The 14,120-nt window shown below is 62.3% G+C and carries 12 protein-coding genes; 10 read left to right on the top strand and 2 right to left on the bottom strand.

Annotated elements, in window-relative coordinates; genetic code table 11:
* Positions 1-5 precede the first annotated feature (5 nt).
* Both prfB and ACFOLG_RS17735 read right to left on the bottom strand, forming a co-directional pair.
* A protein-coding gene (prfB, locus tag ACFOLG_RS17730; protein ID WP_386094805.1) for a peptide chain release factor 2 occupies positions 6-1,110 on the bottom strand; the annotation gives its coding sequence in 2 pieces (ribosomal slippage) (positions 6-1,028 and positions 1,030-1,110; 1,104 coding nt in all).
* A gap of 110 nt (positions 1,111-1,220) precedes the next feature.
* Positions 1,221-2,201 carry a malate dehydrogenase gene (locus ACFOLG_RS17735; RefSeq protein ID WP_386094585.1) on the bottom strand — a complete coding sequence of 327 codons (981 nt, stop codon included), beginning with the start codon at positions 2,199-2,201 and terminating at the stop codon, positions 1,221-1,223.
* 208 nt (positions 2,202-2,409) lie between these two features.
* On the opposite strand from ACFOLG_RS17735, the gene ACFOLG_RS17740 reads away from it, so the two are divergent.
* The 10 genes from ACFOLG_RS17740 to lpdA all read left to right on the top strand — a co-directional run bounded on the left by ACFOLG_RS17740 (position 2,410) and on the right by lpdA (position 13,975).
* Positions 2,410-3,138 (top strand): GntR family transcriptional regulator, encoded by a 729-nt coding sequence (locus ACFOLG_RS17740; RefSeq protein ID WP_386094587.1) that lies wholly within the window; start codon positions 2,410-2,412, stop codon positions 3,136-3,138.
* A 225-nt stretch (positions 3,139-3,363) separates the two neighbouring features.
* Complete coding sequence (gene sdhC / locus ACFOLG_RS17745; protein ID WP_386094590.1) at positions 3,364-3,738, top strand: succinate dehydrogenase, cytochrome b556 subunit; 375 nt, start codon at positions 3,364-3,366, stop codon at positions 3,736-3,738.
* A complete protein-coding gene (gene sdhD / locus ACFOLG_RS17750; protein ID WP_386094593.1) occupies positions 3,732-4,076 on the top strand; it encodes a succinate dehydrogenase, hydrophobic membrane anchor protein in 345 nt (114 codons plus the stop codon). The genes sdhC and sdhD overlap by 7 nt, the downstream gene beginning before the upstream one ends.
* On the top strand, positions 4,076-5,842 hold the full coding sequence (sdhA, locus tag ACFOLG_RS17755; protein ID WP_386094596.1) for a succinate dehydrogenase flavoprotein subunit: 1,767 nt from the start codon (positions 4,076-4,078) through the stop codon (positions 5,840-5,842). Before sdhD ends, sdhA begins: the two co-directional genes overlap by 1 nt.
* A gap of 21 nt (positions 5,843-5,863) precedes the next feature.
* Complete coding sequence (locus ACFOLG_RS17760; protein ID WP_386094599.1) at positions 5,864-6,568, top strand: succinate dehydrogenase iron-sulfur subunit; 705 nt, start codon at positions 5,864-5,866, stop codon at positions 6,566-6,568.
* Positions 6,565-6,813 carry an FAD assembly factor SdhE gene (locus ACFOLG_RS17765; RefSeq protein ID WP_386094602.1) on the top strand — a complete coding sequence of 83 codons (249 nt, stop codon included), beginning with the start codon at positions 6,565-6,567 and terminating at the stop codon, positions 6,811-6,813. The genes ACFOLG_RS17760 and ACFOLG_RS17765 overlap by 4 nt, the downstream gene beginning before the upstream one ends.
* Before the next feature lie 57 nt (positions 6,814-6,870).
* Complete coding sequence (gene gltA / locus ACFOLG_RS17770; RefSeq protein ID WP_386094604.1) at positions 6,871-8,160, top strand: citrate synthase; 1,290 nt, start codon at positions 6,871-6,873, stop codon at positions 8,158-8,160.
* Between the two features lie 180 nt (positions 8,161-8,340).
* Entirely contained in the window at positions 8,341-11,169 is a 2,829-nt protein-coding gene (locus ACFOLG_RS17775) for a 2-oxoglutarate dehydrogenase E1 component (RefSeq protein ID WP_386094607.1), read from the top strand.
* 54 nt (positions 11,170-11,223) lie between these two features.
* Positions 11,224-12,468: a 2-oxoglutarate dehydrogenase complex dihydrolipoyllysine-residue succinyltransferase gene (gene odhB, locus ACFOLG_RS17780; protein WP_386094610.1), complete on the top strand. Its 1,245-nt coding sequence runs from the start codon at positions 11,224-11,226 to the stop codon at positions 12,466-12,468.
* 73 nt (positions 12,469-12,541) lie between these two features.
* The gene (gene lpdA / locus ACFOLG_RS17785; RefSeq protein ID WP_386094613.1) at positions 12,542-13,975 is read left to right on the top strand and encodes a dihydrolipoyl dehydrogenase; all 1,434 of its coding nucleotides are present in this window, start codon (positions 12,542-12,544) and stop codon (positions 13,973-13,975) included.
* Positions 13,976-14,120: the final 145 nt, after the last annotated feature.

A 14,120-nucleotide genomic window follows, 5' to 3' on the forward strand; every position in this document is an offset into this window, starting at 1 on the left:
ATGCGTTACACGCCCTGCTTCAGGCTGGCTTCGATGAAACCGTCGAGGTCGCCGTCCATCACCGCCTTGATGTTGCCCACCTCGTAGCTGGTGCGCAGATCCTTGATGCGCGACTGGTCGAACACGTAGGAGCGGATCTGGTGACCCCAGCCCACGTCGGTCTTGCTGTCTTCCAGCGACTGCTTGGCTTCGTTGCGCAGCTTCAGCTCGCGCTCGTACAGCTTGGCACGCAGCATCTGCCAGGCTTCGTCGCGGTTGCGGTGCTGCGAACGGTCGTTCTGGCACTGCACCACGATGCCGGTCGGCGCGTGGGTCAGGCGCACGGCGGAGTCGGTCTTGTTGATGTGCTGACCACCGGCACCGGAGGCGCGATAGGTATCGGTACGCACATCGGCCGGGTTGATGGTGATCTCGAAGCTGTCGTCCACTTCCGGATACACGAACACGGAGCAGAACGAGGTATGGCGGCGCGCGTTGGAGTCGAACGGCGACACGCGCACCAGGCGGTGCACGCCCACTTCGGTGCGCAGCAGGCCGTAGGCGTATTCGCCTTCGATCTTGATGGTGGCGCTGGTGATGCCGGCGACGTCGCCCTCGGATTCTTCCAGCACGTCGACCTTGAAGCCCTTGCGCTCGGCGTAGCGCACGTACATGCGCAGCAGCATGCCGGCCCAATCCTGCGCCTCGGTGCCGCCCGCCCCCGCCTGGATGTCCACGAAGCAGTTGTTCGGGTCCATCGGGTCGTGGAACATGCGGCGGAATTCCAGCTTGGCCAGTTTGGTCTCGACCTCGTCCAGGTCGGCCTTCACGGCGAGGATGGTATCGTCGTCACCTTCGGCCTTGCCCATGTCGAACAGCTCGGCGCAGTCGCCCAGCGTGGCGGCAATGCCTTCGATCACCAGTACCACGTCTTCCAGCTGCTTGCGCTCGCGGCCCAGTTCCTGGGCTTTTTTCGGGTCGTTCCAGACATCCGGGTCTTCGGTCAGGCGCGATACTTCTTCCAGACGGTCTTTTTTGCCGTCGAAGTCAAAGATACCCCCGGATGGCGGTGTTGCGCGCACCCAGATCGTCGATCTGGGCCTGAATCTGATTGAGAACTTCGGCTTCAATCATGGTGTGACATCTCCACGGTAAAGAACAATTCGATGCAGTAAATGCGGTATTTCAGTAACGACAAAAAGCGCACCTCGCGGTGCGCTTTTGCCTGCAACACTCCGACATCAACCCAGCAGGTGGGCAACGCCGGCGCGTTCTTCTTCCAGCTCAGCCAGGGTGAAGTTGATGCGCTCACGGCTGAATTCGTCGATTTCCAGGCCTTCTACAATCTTGTACTGGCCGTTTTCGCAGGTCACCGGGTAGCCGAACATCACTTCCTGCGGAATGCCGTAGGAGCCGTCGGACGGGATGCCCATGGTCACCCACTTGCCATTGGTGCCCAGCACCCAGTCGCGGATGTGGTCGATGGCAGCGTTGGCCGCAGAGGCGGCGGAGGACAGCCCGCGTGCTTCGATGATGGCCGCGCCGCGCTTGCCCACGGTCGGCAGGAACACGTCGCGGTTCCATTCGTGGTCATTGATCATGGTTTTTACCGATTCGCCGTTGATAGTGGCGTAACGGTAGTCGGCGTACATGGTCGGGGAGTGGTTGCCCCATACCGCCAGTTTCTCAATATCGGCCACGGCCTTGCCGGTTTTGGCGGCAATTTGCGACAGCGCGCGGTTGTGGTCCAGGCGCAGCATGGCGGTGAAGTTGTTCGGATTCAGATCCGGCGCCGACTTCATGGCGATATAAGCGTTGGTGTTGGCCGGGTTGCCCACCACCAGCACTTTCACGTTGCGGTCGGCAACCTTGTTCAGTGCACGGCCTTGCACGGTGAAGATCTCGGCGTTGGCGGCCAGCAGATCCTTGCGTTCCATGCCTTTGCTACGCGGGCGGGCACCCACCAGCAGGGCAACCTGCACGTCCTTGAAAGCCACTTCCGGGTCGTCGGTGGCCACCATGCCGGCCAGCAACGGGAAGGCACAGTCTTCCAGTTCCATCATCACGCCTTTCACGGCGTTCTGGGCCTGCGGCAGATCCAGCAATTGCAGGATAACCGGCTGGTCCTTACCCAGCATTTCGCCGCTGGCGATACGGAACAACAGGCTGTAACCAATCTGACCGGCTGCGCCAGTAACGGCAACGCGTACGGGGGCTTTCATCGAGGTACTCTCCTTTGGACGTGGCGATGGTTGCGCGCACATGCTTCTAGCTGCGCATGTTGCTATGCAATACAGGGCGAGTGTAGCACGCGACACCCGACTTGTGGCCACCACCTTACCCCTTATCGCGGCCGCTTCGCAAGATTTGTCTTGTGTCTTATATAAGACCAGCCTTTACGCTTGATTTGTTTGATGTTAAAAAGTAGCCATGAATGCCAAATCCCTTCTTCGCCTCCCGCTGTACGAGCAGATCAAACTGCAGATTCTGCAGCGGATTGCGAACAGTGAATGGGCCAGCAACGAGCTGTTGCCCAGCGAATGGGATCTGGCCGAGCAGTTTGCGGTAAGCCAGGGCACCGTGCGCAAGGCGCTGACCGATCTGGTCAACGACGGCGTGCTGTTTCGCCGGCAGGGCCGCGGCACCTTTGTTGCCGAAGCACTGGACGACTGGGCCGGCATGAGCCTGGTGACCCCCGGCCTGCTGCATGAAAAGCCGGACCGGCTGGCACGCGAATTCCTGGGCATCAGTCGCGCGCACGCGAGCGAGGAGTTGGCCGCATTGCTGGGACTGCGCCGCGGCGCCAGCGTGCATCGCATCCGGATGCTGTGGCGCCAGCAGGGCCAGGCGGTCGCCCTCGACGAGGTGACGCTGCCGCTGGAGCGCTTCGACACGCTGGACGCGCGCTGGCTGCGGCAGAGTGCCGGCGTGTGGGCGGTATTGCAGCAGCACTTTGGCGTGCGGCTACGCGTGGCGGCAGAACAGTGGCGCGCCGTGGCGCTGCCGCGGGAGGAGGCCCAGCTGCTGCAGGGCCGCGAAGGCGATGCCGCCCTGTTCTACCTGCGGGTGGCGGAAGATATGCAGGGACAGGCGGTGGAGTGGCGTGAACGCTGGTGCCTGACCGGCTCGCTGGGCCTGACCAGACTGCAGCAGGACTAACGTTTTTGCGTGTCGCAAAGCTGTAAGCAGGCGACCGTTTTATGTCAGGCGTCGGCATGGCGGCGCTAATTTGCTAGAATTTACGGGCATGTTGCACCTGCAGCATCGGTTCGACATGTTTTTAATCGGGTGGGGGCAGCCACCAGGCCCCTGTTCAGAGGACTTCGCAGCCGTACAGCGGAGCCCGATATAACCACTTGGTACATGCACATCCAAGGAAGCTCTATGCAGAAGCAACGACCAAAGCACCTCGATCTGGGGAAGATCAGACTGCCTGTCCCGGGCATCGTCTCGATCCTGCACCGGATCAGCGGCGTGGCACTCTTCTTCGCCCTGCCGTTATTGATTTACCTCCTCGCCGGTTCTCTCAGCGCAGCTGAAACTTTCGATAGCTACCACGCAGTAGTCGCCCATCCACTGATGAAACTGATACTGATCGGTTTCCTGTGGGCCTTCCTGCACCACGTGTGTGCTGGCGTCCGTTTCCTGTTTCTTGACATTCACAAGGGCCTCGAGCTGCAAACCGCTCGCGCTACCGCCAAGATTGTCTTGGCCGTCAGCCTGTCCCTGACCGTGATCCTGGGGGCGATCCTATGGTAAACCGCAACGTCGTTGGCGCTCATTACGGCCTGAAGGACTGGATCGTTCAGCGTATTACTGCCGTCATCATGCTGGCCTACACCGTGATGCTGGTGCTGTTCCTGCTGGCCATGCCGGCCGGCTACGAGGGCTGGAAAACCCTGTTCAGCCTGACCTGGGTGAAAGTACTTACCCAGACCTCGCTGCTGGCCCTGTTCATGCATGCCTGGGTTGGCATCCGTGACCTGTGGATGGACTACATCAAACCGGTTGGCGTGCGCCTGGCGCTGCACTCCCTGACTGCGGTTTGGCTGGTGTCCTGTTTCATCTATTCACTCAAGGTTGTCTGGGGGCTGTAATGACTGTACCCGTTCGTCGTTTTGACGCAGTGATTGTTGGCGGCGGTGGCGCAGGTCTGCGTGCTGCGCTGCAACTGTCCGAGTCCGGCCTGAAAACTGCCGTACTCTCCAAAGTATTCCCGACCCGTTCCCACACCGTTGCAGCACAAGGCGGCATCTCCGCCTCGCTGGGCAACGTGCAGGAAGACCGCTGGGAATGGCATATGTACGACACCGTGAAGGGGTCGGACTGGCTGGGTGACCAGGACGCCATCGAATTCATGTGCCGCAAGGCGCCTGAAGCCGTGATCGAGCTTGAGCACTTCGGCATGCCGTTCGACCGCCTGGAAAACGGCAAGATCTACCAGCGCCCGTTCGGCGGCCACACCCAGAACAACGGCCAGACCCCGGTACAGCGCGCCTGTGCCGCCGCCGACCGTACCGGCCACGCCATGCTGCATACCCTGTACCAGCGCAACGTGCGTGCCAACACCCAGTTCTTCGTGGAATGGATGGCGCTGGACCTGATCCGTGACGAAGCCGGCGACGTAGTAGGTGTCACCGCGCTGGAAATGGAAACCGGTGAAGTGTCCATCTTCCACGCCAAGGCCGTGCTGTTCGCCACCGGCGGTGCCGGTCGCATCTACGCCGCGTCCACCAATGCCTTCATCAACACCGGCGACGGCCTGGGCATGAGCGTGCGCGCAGGCATCCCGCTGGAAGACATGGAATTCTGGCAATTCCACCCGACCGGCGTGGCCGGTGCCGGCGTGCTGATTACCGAAGGCGTGCGCGGCGAAGGCGGCATCCTACTGAACAGCAATGGCGAGCGCTTCATGGAGCGTTACGCGCCGAACCTGAAAGACCTGGCGCCGCGCGACTTCGTTGCCCGCTCCATGGAACAGGAAGTGCTGGAAGGCCGTGGTTGTGGCCCGAACAAGGACTACGTACTGCTGAAGCTGGATCACCTCGGTCCGGACATCATCAAACAGCGTCTGCCGGGCATCCGCGAGATCGCCATCAAGTTCGCCGGCGTAGACCCGATCAAGGATCCGATTCCGGTGATCCCGACCTGCCACTACCAGATGGGCGGTATTCCGACCAACTACCGTGGCGAAGTGGTGATTCCGAAGGGCGATGACCCGGAAAGCCGCGTCAACGGCTTCTACGCCGCCGGCGAATGCGCGTGTGCATCCGTACACGGCGCCAACCGTCTGGGCACCAACTCGCTGCTCGACCTGGTGGTATTCGGCAAATCCGCTGGCGACAGCATGGTCGAATTCATCAAGAACGAGATGCCGACCTGGAAACCGCTGCCGGCCAACGCCGCGGCGCAGTCGCTGGCCCGCATCGAGCGTCTGGACAACCAGACCAATGGCGAAGACGTGACCGAAGTGCGTACCGCCATGCAGCGTACCGTCCAGGCCCGCGCCGCCGTGTTCCGCAACTCCGAGAACCTGTCGCTGGGCGTGAAGGAAATCCAGGAAGTGGCCGAGCGCGTGAAGCGCACCCAGATCAAGGACAAGTCCAAGGTGTTCAACACCGCCCGCGTGGAAGCGCTGGAGCTGGAAAACCTGATCGAAGTGGCCGTGGCAACCCTGATTGCCGCCGACGCCCGCAAGGAGTCCCGTGGTGCCCACGCCCACGCCGACTACCCGCAGCGCGACGACGAGGTGTGGATGAAGCACTCGCTGTACTACGGTGAAGACCGTCGCCTGAGCTACAAGCCGGTGCACACCAAGCCGCTGTCGGTGGATTACATCCCGCCGAAAGAGCGTACCTTCTAAGCGGCGACCAGGAGATCGAAGATGACCAAAGCCCGTTTTTCCATTTACCGCTACGATCCGGACAAGGACGCCAAGCCGTACATGCAGGATTACGAGATCGAGCTCGGCCCGAACGACGTAAAACTGCTGGACGTGATCGTCAAGCTGAAAGCCATGGACGACACCCTGTCGTTCCGCCGCTCCTGCCGCGAAGGTATCTGTGGCTCTGACGCCATGAACATCAACGGCAAGAACGGTCTGGCCTGCGTGACCAACTGGGCTGACCTGAAACAGCCGATCGAGCTACGCCCGCTACCTGGCCTGCCGGTAATCCGCGACCTGATCGTGGACATGACCCAGTTCTTCAAGCAGTACCACTCGATCAAGCCGTACGTGATCAACGACAGCCAGAAGCCGGAGAAGGAACGCCTGCAATCGCCGGAAGACCGTCTGGAACTGGATGGCCTGTACGAGTGCATTCTGTGCGCGTGCTGTTCCACCTCCTGCCCGTCGTTCTGGTGGAACCCGGACAAATTCGTTGGCCCGGCCGGCCTGCTCGCAGCGTACCGCTTCATTGCCGATACCCGCGACACCGCCACCAACGAACGTCTGGACAACCTGGAAGACCCGTACCGCCTGTTCCGTTGCCACAGCATCATGAACTGCGTGGACGTATGTCCTAAGGGTCTGAACCCGACCAAGGCCATCGGCAAGATCAAGGACCTGATGGTCAAGCGTGCCGTATGACCGACATCGATCCGGTTGAAATCAAACGGATCCGCTGGCGCTCGCGCCGTGGCCTGCTCGAACTCGATCTGGTGCTGGAACGTTTCCTCGCCAACGGTTTCGAGCAGCTCACCATGGCCGAGCTTGCCTCGTACCGGAAGTGTCTTGAGCTGGACGACACCGACTTCCTGGACTACGTCAACGGCAAGGCGGAAGTACCCGATCCCGAGCTGACACACATCATCGGGATCTTGCGGACAGTCTGACTGGCCGCGGCAGCAAAAATATTACAACGACCACAAACTGGAACTGGGAGTATTGCTGTGGAAAACAATCGCAAAGTAACGCTCACCTATAACGACGGCAAGGACGCGCTGGACCTGCCGGTACTGCCGGGCACCCTGGGTCCGGACGTGGTGGACATCCGTGCCTTCTCCAAGACCGGCATGTTCACTTTCGACCCGGGCTTCCTGGCCACCGCCAGCTGCGAATCGCAGATCACCTTCATCGACGGTGACCTGGGCCAGCTGTACTACCGCGGCTACCCGATCGAGCAACTGGCCGAAAACAGCGACTACCTCGAAGTGTGCTACCTGCTGCTGAACGGCGAACTGCCGAACGCAGAACAGCGCAAGGAATTCGAGCGCGGCATCATGCGCCACAACATGCTGCATGATCAGATCATCAGCTTCTACAAAGGCTTCCGCCGCGACGCGCACCCGATGGCGGTGATGGTGGGTGTAGTGGGCGCGCTGTCCGCGTTCTACCACGACTCGCTGGACATCAATAACGCGGAACACCGCAAGATCTCGGCGCACCGCCTGATCGCCAAGCTGCCGAACATCGCCGCCCAGGCGTATCGCTACAACAAGGGCCTGCCGTTCTCCTACCCGAAGAACGGTCTGACCTACGCCGAGAACTTCCTGCACATGATGTTCTCCACCCCGTGCGAAGAGTACAAGGTGAACCCGGTTACCGCGCGCGCGCTGGACCGCATCTTCACCCTGCACGCCGACCACGAGCAGAACGCCTCCACCTCCACCGTGCGTCTGGCCGGCTCCTCCGGTGCCAACCCGTTCGCATGTATCGCCGCCGGTATCGCCTGCCTGTGGGGCCCCTCCCACGGTGGCGCCAACGAGGCGGTACTGAAGATGCTGGACGAAATCGGCAGCGTGGACAACGTGGCCGAATTCATGCAGGGCGTGAAGGACAAGCGCTACAAGCTGATGGGCTTCGGTCACCGCGTGTACAAGAACATGGACCCGCGCGCCGCCATCATGAAGCAGACCTGCGACGAAGTACTGACCGAGCTGGGCCTGCAGGACGATCCGAAGTTCAAGCTGGCGATGGCACTGGAAAAGATTGCGCTGGAAGACCCGTACTTCATCGAGCGCAAGCTGTACCCGAACGTCGACTTCTACTCCGGCATCGTACTGTCCGCCATCGGCATTCCGGTTTCCATGTTCACGCCGATCTTCGCGCTGGCACGTACCGTGGGCTGGATCTCGCACTGGACCGAAATGATCGCCGACCCGGGCATGAAGATCGGCCGTCCGCGCCAGCTGTACACCGGCTCGCCGCGTCGCGACTTCGTACCGGCAGCAAAGCGCTAAACGCGCAGTAAAGGTTGGCCGCAATGCGGCCAACCTTTTTCTCCGCCCGCGGCAAAGCACACCGCCGGCACCCGCAAGAGCGTTCCGTCAAAGGGAGCAGCCGGCGCGCAGTCAGCGCCAGCCTCTCTCTTTGTCAAAACGGTTTTTGCAAAGCTGCAACGCAGACAAAAGGGTCGAACAATGATGCAATCCATGTACAGTCATTCCCACCTGTTTGGTGGGAATGCACCGTTCATCGAGGAGCTGTACGAGCAGTACCTCGCTGATCCGAACGTGGTTCCGGCAGAATGGCGGGATTACTTCGACAAGCTGGCAATGGTTCCGGGCGCCGCCGAGCGCGACGTGGCACACCAGCCGATTCAGGAATCCTTCATCCAGCTGGCGAAAAAGCCGATTACCGGTCAGCGCAGCAGCGATGTGGCCAACTGGGAATCGATGCAGAAGCAGGTTGGCGTACTGAAGCTGATCTCCGCCTGGCGCGTGCTGGGTTCCCGCCAGGCCAACCTCGATCCGCTCAAGCGCATGGACCAGGCCACCGTCCGCGAACTGGACCCGGCTTCGCACGGCCTGTCCGACGCCGACATGGCGGTGCAGTTCAATGTCGGCTCGCTGATCGCGCCGCAGAAGCTGCCGCTGTCCGACATCATTGCCCGTCTGAAGCAGACCTACGGCGGCAATGTCGGCGTGGAATACATGCATATCACCAACTCCGCCGAAAAGCACTGGATCCAGCAGCGTTTCGAAGGTGATCTGTCCACCCCGCGTTACGGCGCCGACAAGAAGAAACGCATCCTCAAGCAGATCACCGCCGCCGAGACCCTGGAGCGCTACCTGCATACCCGCTACGTCGGTCAGAAGCGTTTCTCGCTGGAAGGTGGCGAAGCCGCCATCGCCGCGCTGGACCACCTGATCCAGACCGGCACCTCGCACGGCATCCAGGAACTGATCATCGGCATGGCCCACCGCGGCCGCCTGAACGTGCTGGTGAACACCCTGGGCAAGCTGCCGCGCGACCTGTTCGCCGAATTCGAAGGCAAGGCCGCGCAGGACCTGGCCTCTGGTGACGTGAAATACCACATGGGCTTCTCCTCCGACATCCCGACCGCCAACGGCCCGATGCACGTATCGCTGGCGTTCAACCCGTCGCACCTGGAAATCGTCAACCCGGTGGTGGAAGGTTCGGTGCGCGCGCGCCAGGACCGCCGCAAGGACAGCGACCGCAAGACCGCGGTGCCGCTGCTGATCCACGGTGACTCCGCCTTTGCCGGCCTGGGCGTGAACCAGGGCACCTTCAACCTGTCGCAGACCCGCGGCTACGGTACCGGCGGTACCCTGCACCTGGTGATCAACAACCAGGTGGGCTTCACCACCTCCGACACCCGCGACATGCGCTCCACGCTGTACTGTACCGATGTGGCCAAGATGGTCGAAGCACCGATCTTCCACGTCAACGGCGACGATCCGGAAGCGGTGTGCTACGTGATGCAGGCCGCGCTCGACTACCGCATGACCTTCAACAAGGACGTGGTGATCGACCTGGTGTGCTACCGCAAACTGGGCCACAACGAGGGCGACGACCCGTTCCTGACCCAGCCGATGATGTACAAGAAGATCGCCAAGCATGCCGGTCCGCGCGCCCTGTACGCGCAGCGTCTGGTGGCTGAAGGCGTGCTGAAGGCCGAGGAAGCCGAAGACCTGATCCGCGCCTACCGCGATGCGCTGGACAAGGGCGAACACGTCGAACAGACCGTGCTGTCCAACTACCGCCGCGAACACGCACTGGACTGGAGCCAGTACCAGGGCACTCACTGGGCACACCCGACCGACACCTCGCTGCCACAGGCCGACATCGTGCGCCTGGCCGAGAAGTTCACCAGCGTACCGGCCGAGTTCAAGCTGCACCCGACCGTGAAGAAAGTGCAGGAAGCCCGCATGGCCATGGCCCGCGGCGACCAGCCGCTGGACTGGGGCATGGCGGAAATCACCGCCTACGCCAGCCTGGTGACCAATGGCTACGGCGTGCGCATCTCCGGCGAAGACTCCGGCCGCGGCACCTTCTCGCACCGCCACTCCGTGGTACACGACCAGAACCGCGAACGCTGGGATCAGGGCAGCTACGTGCCGCTGCGCAATATGAGCGACAACCAGGGGGACTTCCTGGTGATCGACTCGATCCTGAACGAAGAAGCGGTACTGGCCTACGAGTACGGCTACGCCTGCTCCGCTCCGGACCAGCTGGTGATCTGGGAAGCCCAGTTCGGCGACTTCGCCAACGGCGCCCAGGTCGCCATCGACCAGTTCATCTCCTCCGGCGAAACCAAGTGGGGCCGTCTGTGCGGCCTGACCACCATCCTGCCGCACGGCTACGATGGCCAGGGTCCGGAGCACTCCTCCGCCCGCCTGGAACGCTGGCTGCAGCTGTGCGCCGAGCACAATATGCAGATCGTGATGCCGTCCGAAGCCAGCCAGATGTTCCACGTGCTGCGCCGCCAGGTGCTGCGTCCGTACCGCAAGCCGCTGGTGATCTTCCTGTCCAAGCGCCTGCTGCGCTACAAGGACTCGATGAGCCCGATCAGCGACCTGAGCAGCGGCAGCTTCCGCCCGGTGATCGGCGATGCCGCCATCCAGGACGCCAAGAAGGTGAAGCGCGTGCTGCTGTGCGCCGGTCAGGTGTACTACGACCTGGTGAACGGTCGCAAGGAGCGTGGCCTGGAAGAAGACGTGGCCATCGTGCGTATCGAGCAGCTGTACCCGTTCCCCACCGAGCAGCTGCAGGCGGAACTGGCACAGTTCACCCACGCCAAGGAACTGGTATGGGTACAGGAAGAGCCGCGTAACCAGGGTGCCTGGTACCAGATCCGCCACCGTCTGGAAGGCCTGCTGCAAGCCAAGCAGACCCTGGACTTCGCCGGCCGTCCGTCTTCCGCCTCCCCGGCCGTCGGCTATATGAGCAAGCACGTTGCCCAGCTCAAAGCCTTCGTCGAAGAAGCACTGTCGTTCAACAAATAACACCTGCACATAAGAACGGGGCGGCATAGCGCCGCCCCCCAACGGAGAAGAACAATGGCCATCATTGAAGTCAAAGTCCCCCAGCTGCCGGAATCCGTGTCCGAAGCCACCCTGATGACCTGGCACAAGCAAGTCGGCCAGGCCGTCGCCCGTGACGAAAACCTGATCGACCTGGAAACCGACAAGGTGGTGCTGGAACTGCCGGCACCGCAAGCTGGTGTACTGGTGAAGATCATCGAGCAGGACGGTGCTACCGTTACCTCCGGCCAGCTGATCGCTCACATCGACACTGAAGCCACCGCCGGCGCCACCGCCCCGGCCGCTGCCGCCGCACCGGCTGCCGCTGCTGCTGCCCCGGTACAGGCTGCCGCCACCGGTGGCGCCGCCATGCCGTCCGCTGCCAAGCTGGCCGCCGAAACCGGCGTCAACCTGGCTGACGTCGCCGGCTCCGGCCGCGACGGTCGCATCCTGAAAGAAGACGTCGCCGCCGCCAAGCCGGCTGCGCCGGCCCAGTCCGGCCCGGTTATCGCACCGGCTGCGGCCAACGTGGGCAAGGCGCTGGCCTCCACCCCGGCGATCAACACCTCGGTACTGTCCGGCCGTCCGGAACAGCGCGTGCCGATGTCCCGCCTGCGCCAGCGCGTGGCCGAGCGTCTGGTAATGTCGCAGCAGACCAACGCCATCCTCACCACCTTCAACGAAGTGAACATGAAGCCGGTGATGGACCTGCGCAACAAGTACAAAGACAAGTTCGAGAAAGAGCACGGCGTGAAGCTGGGCTTCATGGGCTTCTTCGTCAAAGCCGTGGTTGCCGCGCTGAAGAAATACCCGGTAGTGAACGCCTCGGTTGACGGCAACGATGTGATCTACCACGGCTACTTCGACATCGGCGTAGCGGTTGGCAGCCCGCGCGGCCTGGTAGTACCGGTCATCCGCAATGCCGACCAACTGTCGCTGGCCGAGATCGAGAAGCAGATCGCCGACTTCGGCAAGCGCGCACAGGAAGGCAAGCTGACCGTGGAAGAGCTGACCGGTGGTACCTACACCATCTCCAACGGCGGCACCTTCGGCTCGATGATGTCCACCCCGATCATCAACCCGCCGCAATCCGCGATCCTCGGCATGCATGCCACCAAGGAACGTGCCGTGGTGGAAAACGGTCAGGTGGTGGTTCGCCCGATGATGTACCTGGCGCAGTCCTACGACCACCGCATCATCGACGGCCGTGAGGCGGTACTGAGCCTGGTGGCAGTGAAGGAAGCCATCGAAGATCCGGCCCGCCTGATCCTGGACCTGTAAGTACCCGCCTGCTTCGGCACATCCGCGTGCGGCCAACCCACAAGGTTGGCCGCAACGTGCAAAGGAAAGATTAATGAGCCAACAATTCGACGTAGTAGTGATCGGCGGCGGCCCCGGCGGTTACGTGGCAGCCATCCGTGCGGCACAGCTGGGTTTCAGCACCGCCTGCGTGGACGCCTACAAGAACCCGGAAGGCAAGGCCTCCCTGGGCGGTACCTGCCTGAACGTGGGTTGCATCCCGTCCAAGGCGCTGCTGCAGTCCTCGGAAAACTTCCACGCCATCCAGCATGACTTCGCCAAGCACGGCATCTCGGTCGACGGTGCCAAGATGGACGTGGCCACCATGCTGGATCGCAAGAACGGCATCATCACCAAGAACGCCGGCGGTATTGCCTTCCTGTTCAAGAAGAACAAGGTAGCCAACATCCACGGTCTGGCCACGCTGAAGTCCCGCCAGGGCGAGAAGTGGATCATCGAAGTGGTGGACAACGGCGCGGTGGTGGACACCCTGGAAGCCGGCCACGTGATCATCGCCACCGGCTCCAACCCGCGCCAGCTGCCGGGCCTGCCGACCGACAACCAGATCGTGCTGGACAACGCCGGCGCGCTGGCGCTGGCCGACGTACCGGCCCGCCTGGGCGTGATCGGCGCCGGCGTGATCGGCCTGGAAATGGGTTCGGTATGGAAGCGCCTGGGCGCCGACGTCACCATCCTGGAAGCCATGCCGACCTTCCTGGCCGCTGCCGACCAGCAGATCGCCAAGGAAGCATTCAAGTCGCTGACCAAGGACACCGGCCTCGACATCAAGCTGGGCGTGAAAATCGGCGAGATCAGCAAGGGCGCCAACGGCGTGACCGTGAACTACGAACTGAACGGCGAAGCCGTGAAGGCCGAGTTCGACAAGCTGATCGTGGCCATCGGCCGCGTGCCGAACACCGGCGGTCTGGGCGCCGACAACGTGAACCTGCAGCTGGACGAGCGCGGTTTCGTGGTGGTGGACGACCACTGCCACACCAACCTGCCGAACGTATGGGCCATCGGTGACGTGGTGCGCGGACCGATGCTGGCGCACAAGGCGTCGGAAGAAGGCGTGGCGGTTGCCGAGCGCATCGCCGGCCAGAAGCCGCACGTGGACTTCGGCGTGATTCCGTGGGTGATCTACACCTCGCCGGAAATCGCCTGGGTCGGCAAGACCGAAGAGCAGCTGAAGGCCGAAGGCATTGAGTACAAGAAGGGCACTTCCGGCTTTGCGGCCAACGGTCGCGCGCTGGGTCTGGGCCATGCCCAGGGTACCGTCAAGCTCCTGGCCTGCGCCAAGACCGATCGCATCCTCGGCCTGCACATGATCGGCCCGATGGTGTCCGAACTGGTGACCGAAGGCGTGGTGTCAATGGAATTCAAGGCCGCCAGCGAAGACCTGGCGCGCATTGTCCACGCCCACCCGTCGCTGTCCGAAGTGGTGCACGAAGCTGCGCTGGCCGCCGACAAGCGCGCGCTGCACGGCTAAAGCCAGGCGGGCCGTGTACAATGTCGCGGCCCACGTGAACGGTGCGGCAGGCGCTACCCGCGCTTGCCGCCGGCAAAATAAGGCTGTGTGAACAGTCAAGGAATAGAGACGTAGGCCAGACAGGCCCCGCCATCATTTCCACCCG

The sequence above is a fragment of the Vogesella facilis genome (genome assembly GCF_042648525.1).
Lineage (GTDB): Bacteria > Pseudomonadota > Gammaproteobacteria > Burkholderiales > Chromobacteriaceae > Vogesella > Vogesella facilis.